Source organism: Photobacterium sp. MCCC 1A19761, assembly GCF_037389125.1.
Classification (GTDB): Bacteria; Pseudomonadota; Gammaproteobacteria; order Enterobacterales; family Vibrionaceae; genus Photobacterium.
Genome location: NZ_JAZGTF010000031.1, coordinates 41,552 through 60,937 on the forward strand (window position 1 = coordinate 41,552; position 19,386 = coordinate 60,937).

The window sequence follows — 19,386 nt, forward strand, 5'->3', positions numbered from 1 at the left end:
GCAGACACTGAATATTGGCGTGCCACGCGCTTTGGGAGGAAATGGGCTGAAAAAATGGCGTCCGGTCGGAAGCATGCGGGAAGCGGGGAATCATGGTCATTTCTCAGGCGATGAATAGTCATGCTGTGTAGCAGTGATACTATCTAATTAATGGGTATCGAATGGCATATTGTGCCGCACTTGTTGATAATGTAAATGTTTTGTTATCTTTACGATGTTATGAACAAACATGGAATGTCTATGAAAGCACTTGAAGCAAATTTTGATGGGTTGGTGGGACCAACACATAACTACAGTGGTCTGTCATACGGTAACGTGGCGTCGGCCAAAAACCAGGCTGCCCCATCAAACCCGAAACAGGCCGCGAAGCAAGGGCTGTCAAAAATGAAAGCGCTTGCCGACATGGGCATGGTACAAGGAGTATTGGCTCCGCAAGAGCGTCCGGATGTGCAAACTCTCCGTCGCCTTGGTTTTACCGGCAGTGATCAGGCCGTGATTGAGCAAGCCGCAAAACAGGCACCGAAAGTGCTGGCTGCATGCTGCTCAGCTTCAAGCATGTGGACAGCCAATGCCGCGACCGTTTCACCGTCATCAGATACAGCGGACGGTAAAATCCATTTTACGCCGGCGAACCTGACCAACAAGTTCCACCGTTCGATCGAGCACGATGTGACCGGGCGGATCCTGAAAGCGACTTTCGCGTCGCCGGAGCATTTTGTTCACCATGCGGCGCTGCCGACCGTCGAGCATTTCGGCGATGAAGGTGCAGCGAACCATACCCGCTTCTGCCATCAGTATGGTGATCAGGGGGTAGAATTTTTCGTCTTTGGTCGTTATGCGTTTGACAGCCGTCACCCGGCGCCGAGGAAGTTCCCGGCCCGCCATACGTTTGAAGCCTGCGAAGCCGTCGCGCGCCTGCACCAGCTGGATCCGAATAAAGTAGTGATTGCCCAGCAGAACCCGGATGTGATTGATCAAGGGGTGTTCCATAACGACGTGATTGCTGTCGGCAACCGGGATATCCTGTTTTGCCATGAGCAAGCCTTCCTGGATCAGCAAGGGGTTTACGATCAACTGTCACAGAAAATGGGCGGCCAGTTCAATGTGATTGAAGTGCCGACCAGCGCGGTGTCGGTGGACGATGCGGTTCACAGTTATCTGTTCAACTCTCAGCTGGTTTCCTTGCCGAGCGGCGAGACCATGCTGGTACTGCCGGAAGAGTGTCGCAATAACCCGAATGTCTGGGCGTACATCGAGCAACTGCTGGCTGCAAAACGTGGCATTGATAAGGTGCAAGTGTACGACCTGAAGCAAAGCATGGCCAACGGCGGCGGTCCGGCTTGTCTGCGTCTGCGTGTGGTGCTGAATGAGCAGGAACGTCAGGCGGTGAACCCATCGACGCTGATGAATGATGCTTTGTTTACCCGTCTGAACCAGTGGGTTGATCGTCATTACCGTGACAGCCTGGTTGAAGCCGATCTGGCTGATCCGCAACTGCTGGTGGAATCGCGCACAGCGTTGGATGAACTGACTCAGATCCTGTCTCTGGGCAGCGTTTATCCGTTCCAGCGCTAAACTGCAGGGCGCAAGCCATGACCAAAGAAAGCGGTATATGTATGTACCGCTTTTTGTTTCTCCTTCGTCTGAAATAAGCTGGCACTTTTCCTCTCCATGTATTTCCACCGCTGTTTGATCACGTAATTGAACCCGTTGTCGTTTGTCTGACGGTCTGCCAGGACGATTTGCAAATTGCAAACCACGGAAAAGTGAATGATAGATTATCTCGTTAAAATATTGATTTCTTAGCCTTTATTAAGTTGGCACGGGATGTGAAACGTTCTCGCCGGGATGTAATCCGGAGAGAGCCATGAAAATTACACGATTGAGTTTGATAGGTGTCCTGTTGGTTGGATGTGGCGGCGGTGGTTCGACTGCCCCGGACTCGGGTGATGTGGCCGAATCAGTCTCCAGTTCTTTGTTGGCCGACAACACGGTTCCGGCTGATGCCAGATTCCAGCAATACCAACTGCGCACTTTTAAACTGGACCCACGGGAATATGGTCTGGTGGGTGAGCACCTGTATCTGAAAGTCTATCTGTCGTCCGGGAGTGTGTTGTATCTCGGCACAATTGATCCGCAATCCGTCTTTACCTTGCCTTTGTCGCTGCCAAACCACGTGCAAACCGTCCGGTTTGATTTGTTCAGTGATTATGAGGGGGAGCAGGGGATGACCAGGGAGGTCGCGATATGAAAAAGCATGTTTGGTTCTGGTTGTGCGGGTTGTGGCTGAGTCCGGTCGTTTGGGCGGAGCCGGTTTCTGTATTGCTCACGGATACCATCAAAAACGGGCAAGGTAATATCAATCTGTTTGATTTGAAGCACAGCACCGCGGCACTGACTCCGGCTGAACTGGAAGCGTTCCGTTTGGCTCACAACGGCGCGCTGGTCCTCGCCGTTGATATTAATGAAGCGGCAAGTGGTACTGAAAAAGCTTCGACTCAGGGGGTAACCATCAGCGCTGTGCAGTTGACCATTGTCAGCGGCGGGAACAGCTATACCTTTACTGATTTTTCCACGCCAACCAGTTCTTTGCTGGCCAGCGCCGGTCAAACGGAGCGCCAGAGCTATTTTACGATTATTGGCCAGACCGGCTCGTCCCTGATCACGCCGAACGCTGACAGTGAGCTCAATGGAACATCTTTTGATGGTCTTTTAACTATTCCGGTGGATATGGCGCTGGATCAGGCGGTATCGGCAACCTTAGTCGTCAGTTTACTGGAGACCAATACGCAGCTGGGCGACCCGGAAGCCTTCTATGATTACACCGCAGGATTTGAAGACCTGGCCTTGATCAGTGTTGAAGATGCGCAGTACTTGGCTGACCTCGCACCGGGCCAGGAAGAGGCGCCGTTGGTGATCACCCAAAACCAGGTGCAAAACACGTCTGAGTCCTGGGTCTATTATCCGGCGGCAGATGACTATTACATCGCAGCCTATGAAGATAACTATCCGGCGAAAAACGATTATGATTTTAACGACTTGGTGGTCGGATACCGGGTGGGATACGGTATGACGGGCGAGGACGTGAATTCTTTGATTGTCTACGGTTATATCATTGCCCGGGGCTCAGATTATACCCACGACTGGTATTTGCACATCGGGTTACCTGAGAGTACATCGGGGACGGGAACAGTGAACTTGTTTAAACCGGGGACGGCCGAGCAGGAAAGCGGTTATCCGAAGTCGTTTAGTCAGAACGGGAGTTTCGATCAGCGATTGTTGACGGGCACTAAAGCCCTGATGCAGATCCCCGGCAAAGCGTTTGCCAATACCGAAGCGGAAGAGCCGCTGGTGCAAGGCCATAAATTCAGTGTTGTGGTGGACTTTGAGACGCCTCTGAAAGTCAGTGACATCGCTCTGCCGCCTTATGATCCGTATCTGTATGTGCCCGGAACCGGTTATGAAATTCACTTGTCTGAGCAGGCTTCCCGGCTGGCCTTTTCGGTGAACAATGCCGAGACGGCGGGCGGCTTTAAAAATGCGCAGGGCTACCCGTTCGCCGTCATTATTCCGGATGACTGGCAACCCCCGTTGGAATATGTCGATTTGGGGGAGGCGTACAGCAATTTCCTGGGGTATGTCCTGAATGACGGGGTCGAGGCAACGCCTTGGTATCAGGCGCCGACCACCAACAAAGTCAGAGGGATCGGCAAATCCTTCTGGAAGTGGGATTAGGCCCGGATCACCCGGCGGGATCGATCCAAATGATGACATGAGACAGTGACAGCCACAGCGGGCGGCCTGCAGGCCGTCGCCGCGCAGAATGGTTGAGTACCCGATTCCCTCTATACTTGGTGTTATCCGTTTTGAGGGCTAGGGTTGTCAAAGCCATGGTGTTTTTAATCGCCATGATGTATTCAACGCAGTCGACCTTACCTGAATTGGCGAATATTTCAGCATTTGATGTGTCAGAAAGTCATAGAATGAGCGTAAATTGGTGATAATAACTCTCATTTGTATTGCTGTGTTCTGAAACTTGCGTTGTAGGAATAGTCATGATGAAGACAGAAATTGCGCGTTGGTTAGCGCGTGACCCGGATCCGAAAACCCGTAATGAGCTTCAACAGCTGATCGATACCCACAATGAAGCCGAGCTGGCTGAGCGATTCTCCGGTCGTCTGGCATTTGGGACGGCGGGCCTGCGCGGTATTGTGGGGGCTGGTCCGAACCGAATGAACCACCTGGTGATCCGGGAAACGGCCACCGGGCTGGGTCAGTACCTGCTGGCCACAGAATCCGATGCCGCGGAGCGCGGTGTGGTCATCGGGTTTGATGGGCGGCCGGACTCCAAACGATTTGCCCATGACACTGCGTCGGTCCTGACGGCGCAGGGCATTAAAGTCTACATGACCACCCATGTGGCGCCGACGCCGATGGTTGCCTTCGGGGTGAAACATTTTGGCGCGGCGGCCGGGGTGGTGGTGACCGCCAGTCACAACCCACCGGCCTATAACGGCTTCAAAGTGTACTGGGGCAATGGTGCGCAGATCATTCCTCCCCACGACAGCGGCATTGCGGAAAAGATTGATCTGGCCACCCGGCAAGAGTTGGATCTCCTGGATTTGGAACTGGCCAAGCAGCAGGGACTGCTGTACTGGCTGAGCGAGTCGTTCTATGACACTTACCGCCATGCGCTTAATCAAAGCGCACTGTTGTCCAACCACACCCAGCCGGAATCCGTCAGTATCGCCTATACCGCAATGCACGGGGTTGGTGCGCACATGGCCGAGGCTTTGCTGGCTGATGCCGGGTTTACCCAGGTGTACAGCGTTGCAGCGCAGCGCGAGCCGGACGGTACTTTTCCGACGGTCAACTTCCCGAACCCCGAAGAGCCGGGCGCAATGGATATGGTGATTGCCGAAGCGAAACAACACGGCGCGACGCTGGCTTGCGCCAATGACCCGGATGCCGACCGATTTGCCGTTGCGGTTCGCACCGAAGCCGGTGACTACCAGATGCTGACCGGCGATCAGGTGGGGGTATTGTTGGGGCATTACCTGCTCACTCATGCCGAGCCGGGTCAGAATCTGGTGGGAACCACGATAGTCTCTTCAAGCTTGCTCAAGCAGGTCGCGAAAGCCCAGCAAGCGAATTACTTCCAGACGCTGACCGGGTTCAAGTGGCTCACCAATGTTGCGATGCAACGCCAGAGCGAAGACAGCCGCTTCCTGTTTGCTTACGAAGAGGCACTGGGCTACACCGTCGGCAGCGAGGTGTGGGATAAAGACGGCCTGTCCGCGCTGGTGGCCTTTGCCCAGCTCACGGCTGAGTTGGCTTCGCAGGGCAAAACGATCTGGGATCAGCTGGAATCCATCTATCGTGAGCATGGCTTGTACCTCAATGCCCAGCGCAGTATTGCCTTACAGCCCGGCGCGCCATCGGTTGGGGAGCAACTGCGGGCGGAGCCGCCGGCCAGTATTGCCGGGCGTCAGGTGATGATCACAGAAGATCTGAAGACTTCGCAGCGGATCCATGCCGACGGGGCGGTTGAACCGATCGATCTGCCGGCCAGTGATGTGCTGATCTATCATCTCGATGATGGGTCGCGGGTGGTGGTGCGTCCGTCAGGGACCGAGCCGAAGCTGAAGTGTTATTACGAAGTGGTTGAGTTGATCGCCCACGAAGATACGCTGGCGCATGCGCAGCAGCGGGCCGCAGATGCGATGGCAGATCTCATCACCCATCATCAGGAATCCCTGCTGGGTTAATCCCCACCAAACCGGAATCCGGTTGCCTCATACCGTCAGCCAGGGGCTGACGGTATCCTAGCCATCTTACCCGTTGCTTTTGTCACTCAGGTCGGCATAAGTGTGCAGCAGCTCGGTGAGTACCTTGATCCAGCCGAAGGCGTCTTTCGGGGCCTGCTTGAGGATAGTTTCGACTTGTGTGCAATGCTGCTCCAGGGTGATAGCTTCTTCCAGGTTGAATGACATGGCGTAGAAGTGCCAGAGGATCAGACGGGTCATGCGCTCAATGTTTTGTTGCGCCTGCGCTGATTCGGAAAACGCGACATTGACTTCACCCAGAGCGATTGCCGTCATCCGCAGCAGGGCATCAAATCGGGCTGCCTGCATCCGCTCTTCGCTGTCCACTTCTTCATGCTCAAAAGTAAACAGCTCTTCCATCACATCTTCCGGGACCATTCGGCCAATCACCCGTAAGCTGAATTCTTCCAGTTCATGGCGGGGCATGGTGAGCAGGCAGTCAAGTTGGTAATCGCGTTCCATAGTTGTTCTCGGCATCTCATTCAGGGCGCGTATTCTGCGTGATTTTGCCGTGAAAGGCCAGTCGCGACACGCGGGGCGAGGTGTTTCTTTGACAGGCCGATGACATTGCCGGAAGGGGGCTCGGGTATTGTCTGCTCCGATTCTTCTCTGTTGCTGCCCATTTTTATTGCAAATTATCATGACGACACCAGAACAAAACCCCAAGACGCCGCATGTACCGCCCGCTGATGAATCTCGTCAGGGAGCGGGTGCATCGCCTGAACCGACACCGCCGCCGGTGACGACCCGGCCTAAGAAACGACTGCTCAAAGCCGGTGTGCTGGGCGTTGCCTTGCTGGCCGGTGGCGGAGCCTGGATGGGCCATTCGCTGAATCAGGTGGTGACGGAAAAATTTGAAGGGCAATTGTGGCAGCTGCCGTCTGTAGTGTATGCCCGCGAGTTGACGTTGCAACCCGGCGCTTTGATCCGTTACGAGGATCTGGTCAATGAGCTGGAAACGCTCAAGTACCGCAAAGTGAGCCGCCCGACCCAGAGCGGCGAATATGCGACCAGCCGACTCAAGGTGGAGTTCATCCGGCGTCCGTTTGAGTTTTCGGATGGCGAAAAAGCGCAGCAACATGTCGTGGTGGAGTTCAGCTATTCCAAAGTGAAGCGGATTTATGAGCCGGATACCGGCCGGGAATACGGCACCTTCAGTGTCGAGCCGAAGTTGCTGGGCATGCTGGAAGCCAAAGCCGACGAGCAGCGGATTTACCGAGCGAAAGCGGATATGCCGCAGCCTTTGATTGATGCCTTGATTGCGACCGAAGATCGTGATTTTTACCAGCATGACGGTGTGTCACCGGCAGCGATTGCCCGGGCACTGGTTGCCAACCTGAAGGCTGGCCGGACGGTTCAGGGTGGCAGTACCCTGACTCAGCAGCTGGCGAAGAATCTGTTCCTCAGCAGCGAGCGCAGTTTATGGCGCAAGCTGAAAGAAGCCTATATGGCGTTAATCATCGATTATCGCTACAGCAAAGATCAAATTCTGGATGCTTATCTGAACCAAATCTACCTGGCGCAGGCCGGTGCTGATGCGATTCATGGTTTTGAGCTGGGTGCGCGTTTTTACTTTGGTTTGCCGCTGACCGAGCTGCGGGTTGATCAGCAAGCGTTGTTGGTCGGTCTGGTCAAAGGGCCTTCTTACTATCATCCCTGGCGTTATCCGGAACGCGCAACAGAGCGGCGAAATCTGGTGCTGCGCTTGATGGTCGAGAGTGGCAAGCTGGAGCAGGCGGACTATGCGCGCGCGATCAAGCGTCCGCTGGATTTGCAATCCAAAGGGCAGGTGGCGCATCGCCAGCCGGCCTATTTTGGTCAGTTGGAGCGGGAGCTGGCAGACAACGTGAAAGATTATCGTCCCGGTCAGGGGCTGCGGTTGTTTACCACGCTCGATCCGGATTCTCAGGCCAAAGCGGAGCAGGCGGTCCGGAAAACCATTCCACAATTGGAAAAACAGGCCGGTAATGAGTTAGAAACCGCGGTGGTGGTGGCCGATCGCCTGAGCGGTGAAATTCGTGCCATGGTGGGCGGCAGCCGTCCGGGCTTCGACGGCTTCAACCGGGCTATCGATGCCCGCCGGCCGATTGGTTCTGTGGTGAAGCCTGCGGTGTATTTATCGGCGCTGTCACAGCCGGAACGTTTTTCTCTGGCGACGACTCTGGCTGACCGGCCACTCACGCTCACGGGCGAGAATGGCGAACGCTGGTCGCCACGCAATTATGATCGCCAGTATCGCGGTCAGGTTCCCTTGTACCAGGCGTTAGCGAAATCTTACAACGTGCCGACGGTTAATCTCGGGTTGGCCGTTGGTCTGGATCGGGTCATCGAAACGCTGGATCTGCTGGGTGTGGATCGCCAGGAAGTCCCGAAATTGCCTTCGATGTTGCTGGGTGCCTTTACTCTGACCCCAGTGGAAGTCACGCAGATGTATCAGACCATCGCCAGCGGGGGTATGAAGAGCGAACTGACGGCGCTGAGTTCGGTGGTCGACAGTGAGGGGAATATCCTCTATCAGCGTATCCCGAAATCAGCCCGGGCTGTGCCCGAGCAAGCTTCCTGGCTAACCTTATATGCCATGCAGAAAGTCGTGACCGAAGGCACCGCCCGTTACCTGAATTCCGTGCTGCCGTCGTCACGTCTGGCCGGTAAAACTGGCACCTCAGATAAAGGCCGAGACAGCTGGTATGTGGGGGTTGACGGTCGGGAAGTGGTGACCGTCTGGATGGGACGCGATGACAACCAGAGCGCGAACCTCACCGGCTCATCCGGCCCGCTGCGTTTGTATGCGGACTATATTCAGCGTCGGGATCCGGAGCCTCTGGTGATGCGCACCCCGGCTCAAATTCAAAACTTTACCTATCAGCGTCATCCGATGGGCGGGCTGGAGCAGTCATGTATCGGGACGATGGACTTACCTGCCTGGGATCCGCGAGGTGTACTCAAGCAAACCTGCATCAAACAGGTCGAGGACTTCTTCCATCGCCTGTTCAAGTGGTAACAGGTTCGCTAGAATGCCCGGCCTGTCTGAAGCAAAAGATGAATAAGCAAGTATGCGATTACTGAGATCAACGGTCCATCCGGATATTGACACCCTGGAAGGGCGTATTTTTCACCGCCGAGCGGCCCGTGGCATCATTCTGGATGGCGAGAACATTCTGATGCTCTACACCGCTCGCTATCACGATTACACCTTGCCGGGGGGCGGGGTCGATGCCGGGGAAGATATCGTTCAGGGCTTAATCCGCGAGCTGGCCGAAGAAACCGGCGCGCGTAATATTCGCGATCTCCGGGAGTTTGGTCTCTACGAAGAGTTTCGTCCCTGGTACAAGCCGGAGCACGACATCGTGCATATGGAGTCCTACTGTTACGTCTGCACCATTGATACCGAGCTGGGAGAGACGCAACTGGAAGATTACGAAATCAGCAACGGGATGAAACCGGTCTGGATCAATATCTTCGATGCCATTCGTCACAATGAAGAAACCATGGCCAATAGTGATAAGAAAGGGATGTCGATCGAGCGTGAAACTTTCCTGCTCAAACAGATTGTTGATGAACTGCTCCCTGCGCAACATAGTGCGCAACAAAAAATCGCTTAATTCGATTACCAGCTGTTTCAAGAAGTGTTACAAAGCCAGTAAACCTGTCTGGTTTTGTAACACTTCCCGCCCACCTGACCTCATTTCATCAGCATCTGCTGCCTGATTCGATTAATTCCTTGTTAATTTGCGTCCCTGTGTACTAAAAATGTTATATGCAATGTGTGGGTATGCGGGGCCTGATGCCCTGAATTTCGGCACCCTGAATTTCGACACTCTGAACCTTGACACTCTGAACCTTGAAACATTGCATCCCTAAACCAGGCTGCCCGGCGATGGAATTTGCCAGGCAAAACACTGAGAGAAGGACAGCCAGTGCTAGAAGTCGGTGTAGCTCGAAAAATACCATGGATAGTGTTGTTCCTTTCGCTCGTCGTCACGGCAATTTCATGGCAATTGGCAACCGCCTATGTCAACCGGGATGTTGAGCAACGTTTTCAGAATGAAACCCATGACGTGGCGGCGCGGATCAAAAGTCGAATGGTGGCCCATGAGCAGGTCTTGTTGGGCGGCGTGGCCTTGTTCGCGGCGTCAGAGCAGGTTGAGCGTCTCGAATGGCAAAGCTATGTGAGAAAGCTGCGCCTTGGGATGCACTATCCCGGGATTCACGGCATCGGATTTGCTGTGCCGGTTACAGATCAAGATAAACAGGCGCATATCCGGCAAATACAGGCAGAAGGCTTGGGCCGCTACCGCATTATTCCGGAAGGGGAGCGGGAAACATATACGCCGACGGTCTTTATCGAACCCATGGATGAGCTGAATTATCAGTATTACGGCTTCGATATGCAGATGCTTCCCGAGCAGCAGACGGCGCTGATCAAGGCCCGGGACAGTGCCTCCGCGGTACTGTCAGGCAAAGTGGCGTGGACCGATCCCCTCACAGAAGAAATACAGCCGGGATTTATTCTCTACTTGCCCGTGTATAACGTGGCAACCCCGCCAGAGACGATTGAAGCACGTCGTCAGGCCTTTGTCGGGTATGTGTACAGTCCATTTCGTGCCGGGAATTTATTGCAGGGGCTGCTGACAACCAACTCTGCTGTGAGTTTTCAGTTATTTGACGGGAAGTCCAATCGTCCTGAGCAGTTGCTGTTTGATGGCCATGAAGTACTCAAGCTGGATCTGTCCAGCACCCCGCCCGCACTGCAATCAACGGAAATTATCTATATTGCCGGCCATCCCTGGACGGTTGCGTTCAGTGCGACACCAGCCTTTGAGTCAACCATTGATTTTTCCCTGTCCTGGATCACCCTCACCGCCGGTGGTTTGTTGAGCTTGTTGCTGTTTGTGATGAGCCGGATGTTAATCAGCTCTTATCAAAGCACGGTCTGGCTGAATCGCGAAGTCCGGGCCCGGGAACAAGCCGAAGGGGCGTTGCGGGAGCTGAATTTACAGCTTGAAGTGAGGGTTGATGAGCGGACCCGGCAATTGAAAGTTGCCAATGAAGAAATTGCCCGCGAACGCGAGCAGCTTGCATTGCGTGTATCTGAGCGAACCGCTTCACTGCGTGCGACCAACGACAAACTGGAACTAGCCCGTGAGGAGGCTGAGCAGGCTAGCCAGGCCAAGTCAGCTTTTCTGGCGGCCATGAGCCATGAAATCCGGACCCCGATGAATGGGGTGATCGGTTTACTGGAAGTGCTCTCACACAGTGAGCTGGACAGTCGCCAGCAAGATGAAGTCAACACCATTCGGGACTCCGCATTTTCCTTGCTGCGCCTAATCGATGACATTTTGGATTTCTCCAAAATTGAAGCCGGACGGTTGGAACTGGAGCAGATCCCGGTGGCGATCGAAGGAATAGTGGAGGGGATCTGTACCTCTCTGCTGCCATTGGCGGAGCGTCAGGGGGTGTCCCTTCATCTATTTATTGACCCCCGGATCCCGACCTGGGTGGCGTCAGATCCGACCCGACTTCGACAAATCTTCTATAACTTGATTGGCAACGCAATTAAGTTCAGTGGCGGGCGCAAAAATATTGCCGGGCGAGTCTGGATTCGGGTGGAGTGCCCTGAAGGGAAACCGGAGCAGGTCGTGTTTCGGGTGATCGACAATGGTATCGGGATCTCGGACATGGCGCAGAGCTCGCTGTTTGAATCTTTCAGCCAGGCGGAGTCCTCGACTACCCGGCGGTTTGGCGGCACCGGTCTCGGATTGGCGATTACCCAACGGCTGGTGGCGTTGCTGGCGGGAATCATTGATGTGGAAAGCCGTCCGGGGCAGGGCGCACAGTTTACGGTCACGCTGCCGATCCAGCCGGTCTCTGGTGAGGGACTTTTCGTGCCGCCGCATTTGGATCAGGTCTTTGCTGTGTTAATAGCCGACCCCGAGTTACCGGTTGACGATCTGGCGCTTTATCTGCATCTGGCCGGGGGGAAAGTACAGATTGTCGCCCGGGAAGCGGAGGCATTGGCACTGGTCCGGGGATTGTCGGCCAACACGGTGGTCATTACCGCCTCAGGGCCATCAGCATGGGTTGCGAATGAGCCGCAAGACCCGCTTGACACTCTGACACAGATACGGCGCCTCATCCTGACACCCGGTGGAGAGCGGGCATTCCAATGCACCTTACCCAATACGGTCACCATGAGCGGCCTGGCGATGCGTCGTCGGGAATTCCTGGAGGCCGTTGCTGTGGCTGCCGGGGTGATGTCACCGAGCACGGTCACGGAAACCGTCGGGGAAAGTGGTGCAATTCTACCAGCAGCCCCGACTGTGGCGCAGGCCCGGGCAGAACAGCGATTGATCCTGGTGGCCGAAGACGACGAGATTAACCGCAAGGTGATCCTCAAGCAGCTGAACATGCTGGGGTATGCCGCAGAAGTTGCTGAAAACGGGAGTCAGGCGTGGCAGCTCTGGCAGGATGATCAATATGCCCTGTTGCTGACGGATCTGCATATGCCGGAAATGGACGGCTATCAGTTAACCCGCGCGGTGCGTGATGCGGAAACTGGCAGCCAGCGCAAACCCGTTATTGCCCTGACAGCCAATGCGCTGAGGGGCGAGAAACGACGGGCGATGGAAGCGGGAATGGATGATTTCCTGACCAAACCGGTGCAGCTGGATGTACTCAGGCAGGTTCTGGCGCAATGGCTCCCGCATCCTGTGTGTGAATCGGAACAAGCCCAGCCACAGCAGATGCTGGGTGCCCCGAAACCTGCTGTGGTGGTGTTGCAAGTGTCTAAACTGGAAGCGCTGGTGGGCTCTGACCCGGCGGTTGTGGATGAGTTTCTCACAGAATACCTTTCCGTGATGCAGGGTCAGGAAAAGTTATTGCAACAAGCTTACAGTGATGAAGATGTTAGACAAATGATTGAAATTTCGCACAAGCTGAAGTCATCTTCTCGTTCTGTCGGGGCACTTCAACTGGGTGATTTGTGTGCCGAGCTGGAAAATACCTGCACCAAGGGCGATCTTTCTGCTGCGTCCGCGTTCATGGCGCAATTGGCAGATGTGTCCGCGAGTACAGAAGCTGCCGTGAAGGCTTATCTTGCCGGTAAAGCGGCGCAATTAGGAGAAACTTATGGCCATCATGTTAATTGACGACGAGTCATTTTCATTGAAGTTAATTGCACACCAGCTCAATTCGCTGGTGAGTGAGGAGTTGCTCCTGCACGACAATGCTGAGGATGCACTGCGGGCCCTGGAACAGAATCCGGAGCAAGTGGAGCTGCTGTTCTGTGATTTGCGTATGCCGCAAATGGATGGCATTGAGTTTGTTCGTCATCTGGGACGCATTGGATTTCGGGGAGGCGTCGTTCTGATGAGCGGTCAGGAACGCGCCATTTTAAAAGGTGCCCGCGCGCTTGCGCAGGCGCATCAACTGAACGTGTTGGAAGGCTTGCAAAAACCAGTCACCGCATCCCAAATTAAAGCGATCATTGCGAAACGACCGACACTCAATACTGTGACTTGTGTGGATAATCCGTTTGAATGCACCATTGATGAGCTTCGTCAGGCGATTCAGCAGGGGCAACTGGTGAACTATTACCAGCCGCAGGTGGATGTGCACACCGGAGAGGTGCTTGGCGTGGAAGCCCTGGTGCGTTGGCTGCACCCGGAATACGGCCTGATTGAACCTGATCGGTTTGTGCCGTTGGCCGAAGAGTGCGGTCTGATTGGAGAACTGACGGTGATTGTGCTGGCCCGGGCGCTGGAGTTGCTTCAGGCCTGGCATAACGATGGCATCCAACTGACGATGGCGGTCAACGTGTCGATGGAAAGCCTGACATCGTTGGCATTTCCGGATTGGCTGCAGGAAGTCGCGGACGATATTGGTGTTCATCTCTCCGGCCTGGTGCTTGAGGTCACTGAAAGTCGTTTGGTGAAGGATCGACAGGCGGCGCTGGATATTCTGACCCGTTTGCGGATCAAAGGCGTGGCACTGTCAATTGATGATTTCGGCACCGGGCACTCGTCTTTGGCACAACTGCGTGATACGCCGTTCAATGAGCTGAAAATTGACCGCGGGTTTGTGCACGATGCGCATTCAGATCCGGCGCTGCGAATTATCTTTGAAGCCAGTGCCACTATGGCTTCACAACTGGGACTGCGTTCAGTGGCCGAGGGGGTAGAGACCGCGGAAGACTGGGCATTTATTCGCACTACAACATGCGATGTGGCTCAGGGGTTCTATATTGCGCAGCCGATGCCGGCAGGGGAGTTGTTCTCCTGGATTGAAGCATGGCATGAGCATCGCCAGCCATACATGAGTCCGCAGGAGTAAGCTGATAACGACGCGTTTCTCGTCAGAATCAGTCGCGACGTAAGAATCCGGGCAGGTTTTATCTCTTCACGGAACGCCGTGTCCTGAGCAGGTGAGTCGACTGAGGCCACGTGTGAATCGGGAACGTGACCGTGACACCGTGGCGTCAATAAGAACGGCCAGTGATCCGTAAGCTCGGATCCTGGCCGTGTTTATTTTTGTCGAGACAGACGAGGCATCCGTCGGCCGTATCAATAAAGTTTGAACTCAGTCAAACTCTGCAGGTGATTATTTTTCAACCGCCAATCCATCAGCTAATGATAATTGATATGTAATTAACCTCATATACTGTCGAATCACCAAAGTGGATGGACCTGCAACATGGGAATCGAATTTCAGTCATACATCGGGCGTGTGGTTGAGCGCCTTCCTGAAGTGCCTTGTGCTGTTGAAGGCAATGTATCGCTTAATACGCCGGTGGGAAGCTGCGTGGATCGGTACGGCAATCTCTGGCTGGCAGACACGGCGCATAACCGGATATTGATCTTTGACTATGTGCTTGAGCAGGTCATTGGCCATTTCGGCACCATCGGTTCGGGGCCACAGGCGTTCAACATGCCGTTCCGCCTGCTGGCCCACCCGGAACAACCCTGGATTTATGTCAGTGATATCGGCAATCGGCGCATACACCTGCTGACGTACGATGAGCAGCTCAACATTACATCACAGCGCTGTTTCGGTGATGAACCGCATGTCCAGCTTCAGGGGCCGAACGGGCTGGCCTTTTATCAGGGAGAACTGTGTGTCGCCGATGAGTTCTATGAAGGGGAAGGCGGGGCCAGCCGGCTGGTGGTTTTCTCAGAAACCGGTGAGTATCGCCGTTCCATTCATCAGATTGAAGGCCCTGATGGCCCAATCCACTTGTTGTGGCCCCAGGGGCTGAGTCTCGATCATCAGGGCGCGCTGTATATTGCAAATACCGGCTTTGCGACCGTGGTTCGCTGCAACTGGCAGGGACAGGGACTTCCTTTTGAAGGCACTCAGAAGTGCTACATTGACGGGCTGGCACTGGCGCGTGATGTTGCGGTGATCCAGAACCGGATCTTAATCCCCGGAGCAGAGCCGAACGCGATCTCTGTATATAACCTGGAAGGTCGGCTTCAAGGCGTACTGGACGGCTTCTTTGCCCCCATTCAGATCACGCCGCTGCCCGGGAAAAATCGCTTGTTGATTACCGAGCCGATTTTGGCGTCACTTCAGGTCCATCAAGTTCACCTGCCGTCGCTTAAAGACCAAACAGTTCGCGCAACCAAAGTGTTACAGCGGATCGGCGATGAGCGGGATAACCCCGGCCAGTTTCATTTTGTGACCGCGGTCGCAGGGGAGATGACGGCAAATCCGCCATCGTCACCGCGTCGCCAGCCTTTTCCACTGTTGGAAAGCTGGCTGAACCATCAGCTGGGGTGGCAGGATAAATTGTTCCAGGCGATGCAGCCGGCTGGCATGCCTTCCTGGTTCAGCCTTGCGATGGCTGCACAAACGGAGTGGGTTCAGCGCTGGCAGCAGACCTGGCTGCGGATCCTGCTGAACGACAAGTTTGACGATCCCGAAGCGCTGCTCTGGATGGTGGATGCCGGGAATTACCAGCTTCAGGCCAGTGACAGTGGCCAGACAGATTCGGCTGCGCCCATTAGTTTACCGCTGCTGCCAGGCTCACTGGGGATTGCTGCTTATACGCCCCGATCCCGACTCCCCGGCCAGGTGGATGCCAGTGTGCCGATGATTATCGTGGGCAATTATCTCAGCGGGATTGTGTCAGTCTTTCAGTATGACCCCCGGATCGGGGAGCTGATCCCCTATACCTTCTTTGGCGGATTGGGTGCCCTGCCCGGGCAGTTGAATAAACCGCAGGGAATCGAAATCGACCCGGTTACCAACGATATCTTCATCGCCGATTCCGGCAATAACCGGATTGCCCGGTGGCGGATCAATGCGCTGGGCATTGCCGGGCTGGTGGAAGTGTTCGGCCGGTTGGGAGATGAACATGGCCAGTTCCACACGCCCACAGACATTACGGTGTTAGAGAACGGTGATTTATATATTACCGATCAAACCAACAACCGGATTGAAATCTACGACAACCAGCACCGGTGGATCGGAAGCTTTGGCCAGGAAGGTTATGGCACCCGAAGTGATGATTTTCTGCTGCCGACCAGCATTGATTATGACGGGGGTTATCTGTTTGTGTCCGATCTGGTGAACCGGGCCATTAAAGTGTTTCAACCGGACGGAACTTTTGTGGATAGTTTTTGCGGGTTTGGCGCCGACCCTGACAAAGGGCAGTTGTGGATGCCGTACCTGATGCATGTCAGGAAGGGCCGGGTGTATTTACCGGACTGTGCGTTAAATCGAATCAATGTTTATCGTTTTCATCATTTCAACAGCCATGAAGAGGTGCCGGCATGACATTCGTCATTCAACGGGCGCGCCAGAAGCGACTGGAACTACAAACCAATCGGCCGCCTGAACTGTGTCCACAGTCGCAGCAACATTCGCAGCAACTCATCACGCATTTTGCTGAGGTCGTCAGGCACTTTTCGACGGACCCGGCAGGCGAGACGCAAACAGCCAAGGAGAAGCTGGCGGCTTTGTACCGGCATCATGAGCAATGTTTTGATCATCAGCGAGTGACCGGCCCAGGGGAACAATAGGGGGCTGGATGGGGGTGTGTTATGAAAGGTTCATTGTCACAAATGACCATTGCGTCTAGGGTGTGGTTGATCCTCGGGTTGTTCGCCGTTGGTTTGGCGGTGAATACCCTGCTTAATGCCAGTAAGACGCGGGAACATATGCGGGAGAACCACGAGCGGGGCGTGGTGATGCTGGTCGAAAGCGCGGTTGGCATTGTGAGTTATTATCACGGATTAAGCCAGAGTGGTGTGATGACCGAACAGGCCGCCCAGCAGGCGGCCCTTACTGCGGTGTCTGCGATGCGGTTTGACCATGGCAATTATATTTTTGTCGGAGATGATACCGGGGTCCAGCTGGCGAGTGGGGTGGCGGCTCTGATCGGCAAAAATACCCTTGGGCTGAAAGATGCCAATGGCGTTGAGTTTGTCCGGGAACTGTACCGGCAAGGCGCCAACGGGGGCGGGTTTGTTGATTACCTGTGGCCCAACAGCGAAGACAAGACCTTGCTGGAGCCGAAGACCAGTTATGCCCTGACCTTCGGGCCCTGGAATTGGTTGGTTGGCAGCGGGCTGAATATGGAGGCGTTGCAGGCGGACATTACACGTTCGGAAACGATTGTGATGCTGAATGCTGCGATGATCCTGGCGGCTCTGTCGGTGCTGATAATTTTCTTTATTCGCTCAATCACCACGCCATTGAAACAGACGGTGTCTGCCATGCGAGACTTGTCGCGCGGGGAAGGGGATCTCACTCAGAGGTTAACCGAAGACGGTCCGATTGAGCTGGTCGACTTGGCACGTTATTTCAATCAGTTTGTCGGCTCGATTCAAAGCATTATGCAAAATATCAGCGTGGCGGGTGCGCAAGTGGCGGCGGCTGCCAATCAGATGTCGACATCCACGGCTGTGATGGATCAGAGTTTGTCTCAGCAACAGAATGATGTTGAGCAACTGGCGGCCGCGATGACGCAAATGCTGGCGACGGTCGAAGAGGTGGCCGGTCGGACGGTGGAAGCCAATGATTCCAGCATCACGGCAGCCAAGCAAACCCAGGCCAGTAAAGCCATTATCGAAGAGAATATCGCCGAAGCGAATTTACTGGCGGAAAACATCGCCAGTGCGAGTCAGGTTGTCGATCAACTGGCGGCAGACAGCCGCAATGTCGATAAGGTCCTGGAGGTGATCCGGGGGATTGCTGAGCAGACCAATCTGTTGGCGCTCAATGCTGCGATTGAAGCGGCCCGGGCCGGGGAAGCCGGGCGTGGGTTTGCTGTGGTCGCCGATGAGGTCAGAACCTTGTCCCAGCGCACGCAGGAATCCACGGTCGAGATTCAGAACATTGTCGAGAAGCTGCAAGCGGGCGCGGAAAATGCGGTTCAGGTGATGAGCCAGGGGAGCGAAAAAGCGCGGAACGCATCGCGCATTTCGGCCCGTGCCGGAGAGGCGCTGATGGTGATTCACCGGGAAGTCGATGTGATCCAGGCCATGAGCCAGCATATTGCAACGGCAACCGAGCAGCAAAGCCTGACGGTCAACGATATAAACAGGAACGTGGTGAGCTTGAAAGATACCTCTCTGTCGGTGTCGCAGGAATCGTCGCAAACGGCCAGCGCCAGTGAAGAGTTGAGCCAGGTTTCACAGAATCTGATGGGGATGATCAATCGCTTCAAAGTCAGCTAGGTTGAGATGACCCCGTCAATGTAATTGCAGGCGCCGATGAGGTGCCTGCGTTTGCGAATAATCCCGCCGATCGGTTGAACTTCGCCTATAGTGTAGAAACGTAAGGTTAAACACATCGCTAGAACAATGGCTTATTGAATTTCAGTTGAATAGGGAGAACACAATGCGCGTGATTTTGCATGGGTTGTTGATGGCGTTGCTGCTTGGGGTTTGTCCGCAGGTTTGGGCCGACTGGAAGCTGGATAACCCCCGCTCGAGCGTGAATTTTTTATCGGTCAAAAATGATGCGGTGATTGAACCTCATTTTTTCCGGAACTTAAGTGGTTCGGTGGCGGACGACGGAAGCGTGAAGGTGGTGATTGATCTGTCCAGTATCGACAGCCAGATCTCCATCCGGGATGAGCGGATGAAAAAGGAACTATTTGAAGTCGAAGGTTTTCCGTTTGCAACCCTGACGGCGAAGGTTGATCCGGCGCTGTTGACGTCTATGGCTCCGGGTAAAACGCAGTCCCTCGACACGGCGTTTACGCTTGATCTGCATGGTCAAACCCAGACGCTCAAGGCAAAACTGCAAGCCACCGGCCTGGAAAATGGTGGTTTGCTGGTGACGACGACCTGGCCGGTTTTGATCAGCTCCCAGCCTTTTGGGTTGGATAAGGGGATCGAGGTACTGCAAAATATTGCCAAACTGAATTCGATTCTATTGAGTGTCCCGGTGAATGCACAACTGGTCTTTGTGAAGCTGTAAACGCCAGCTTTCGTTTCGTATAATTAATTGTATTTGTTTATAAAGCCGGCATTTGCCGGCTTTATTTATTGTGTGGGAGCGGTTACTCTGTTCCCCGCGTTGAGGCGCCAGCTGAACAGTTGAAACCGGAACC

At 54.6% G+C, this 19,386-nt stretch carries 13 protein-coding genes; 12 read left to right on the plus strand and 1 reads right to left on the minus strand.

The window, feature by feature from the left end; genetic code table 11:
- The first annotated feature begins 240 nt into the window (after positions 1–240).
- The 4 genes from astB to VV869_RS20620 all read left to right on the plus strand — a co-directional run bounded on the left by astB (position 241) and on the right by VV869_RS20620 (position 5,768).
- Entirely contained in the window at positions 241–1,575 is a 1,335-nt protein-coding gene (astB, locus tag VV869_RS20605; RefSeq protein ID WP_337736817.1) for an N-succinylarginine dihydrolase, read from the plus strand.
- Between the two features lie 292 nt (positions 1,576–1,867).
- Positions 1,868–2,251, plus strand: a complete 384-nt coding sequence (locus VV869_RS20610) for a hypothetical protein (RefSeq protein WP_337736818.1) — start codon at positions 1,868–1,870, stop codon at positions 2,249–2,251.
- On the plus strand, positions 2,248–3,735 hold the full coding sequence (locus VV869_RS20615) for an LruC domain-containing protein (RefSeq protein WP_337736819.1): 1,488 nt from the start codon (positions 2,248–2,250) through the stop codon (positions 3,733–3,735). Before VV869_RS20610 ends, VV869_RS20615 begins: the two co-directional genes overlap by 4 nt.
- Positions 3,736–4,058: 323 nt before the next feature.
- A complete protein-coding gene (locus VV869_RS20620) occupies positions 4,059–5,768 on the plus strand; it encodes a phospho-sugar mutase (protein WP_337736876.1) in 1,710 nt (569 codons plus the stop codon).
- Positions 5,769–5,834: 66 nt separating this feature from the next.
- Here VV869_RS20620 and VV869_RS20625 read toward each other — a convergent pair whose 3' ends face one another.
- On the minus strand, positions 5,835–6,287 hold the full coding sequence (locus tag VV869_RS20625) for an exoribonuclease R (protein WP_337736820.1): 453 nt from the start codon (positions 6,285–6,287) through the stop codon (positions 5,835–5,837).
- A 178-nt stretch (positions 6,288–6,465) separates the two neighbouring features.
- On the opposite strand from VV869_RS20625, the gene mrcB reads away from it, so the two are divergent.
- The 8 genes from mrcB to VV869_RS20665 all read left to right on the plus strand — a co-directional run bounded on the left by mrcB (position 6,466) and on the right by VV869_RS20665 (position 19,253).
- Positions 6,466–8,826 carry a penicillin-binding protein 1B gene (mrcB, locus tag VV869_RS20630; RefSeq protein ID WP_337736821.1) on the plus strand — a complete coding sequence of 787 codons (2,361 nt, stop codon included), beginning with the start codon at positions 6,466–6,468 and terminating at the stop codon, positions 8,824–8,826.
- 52 nt (positions 8,827–8,878) lie between these two features.
- On the plus strand, positions 8,879–9,427 hold the full coding sequence (locus VV869_RS20635; RefSeq protein ID WP_337736822.1) for an NUDIX hydrolase: 549 nt from the start codon (positions 8,879–8,881) through the stop codon (positions 9,425–9,427).
- 357 nt (positions 9,428–9,784) lie between these two features.
- Positions 9,785–12,973, plus strand: coding sequence for a CHASE domain-containing protein (locus tag VV869_RS20640; protein WP_337736823.1), 3,189 nt, complete (start codon positions 9,785–9,787; stop codon positions 12,971–12,973).
- Positions 12,954–14,156, plus strand: a complete 1,203-nt coding sequence (locus VV869_RS20645; RefSeq protein ID WP_337736824.1) for an EAL domain-containing response regulator — start codon at positions 12,954–12,956, stop codon at positions 14,154–14,156. Before VV869_RS20640 ends, VV869_RS20645 begins: the two co-directional genes overlap by 20 nt.
- 360 nt (positions 14,157–14,516) lie before the next feature.
- Entirely contained in the window at positions 14,517–16,601 is a 2,085-nt protein-coding gene (locus VV869_RS20650) for an NHL repeat-containing protein (protein WP_337736825.1), read from the plus strand.
- Positions 16,598–16,846: a hypothetical protein gene (locus VV869_RS20655; protein WP_337736826.1), complete on the plus strand. Its 249-nt coding sequence runs from the start codon at positions 16,598–16,600 to the stop codon at positions 16,844–16,846. The genes VV869_RS20650 and VV869_RS20655 overlap by 4 nt, the downstream gene beginning before the upstream one ends.
- Before the next feature lie 21 nt (positions 16,847–16,867).
- A complete protein-coding gene (locus tag VV869_RS20660) occupies positions 16,868–18,505 on the plus strand; it encodes a methyl-accepting chemotaxis protein (RefSeq protein WP_337736827.1) in 1,638 nt (545 codons plus the stop codon).
- A gap of 163 nt (positions 18,506–18,668) precedes the next feature.
- The gene (locus VV869_RS20665; protein ID WP_337736828.1) at positions 18,669–19,253 is read left to right on the plus strand and encodes a YceI family protein; all 585 of its coding nucleotides are present in this window, start codon (positions 18,669–18,671) and stop codon (positions 19,251–19,253) included.
- The last annotated feature ends 133 nt before the right edge of the window (positions 19,254–19,386 follow it).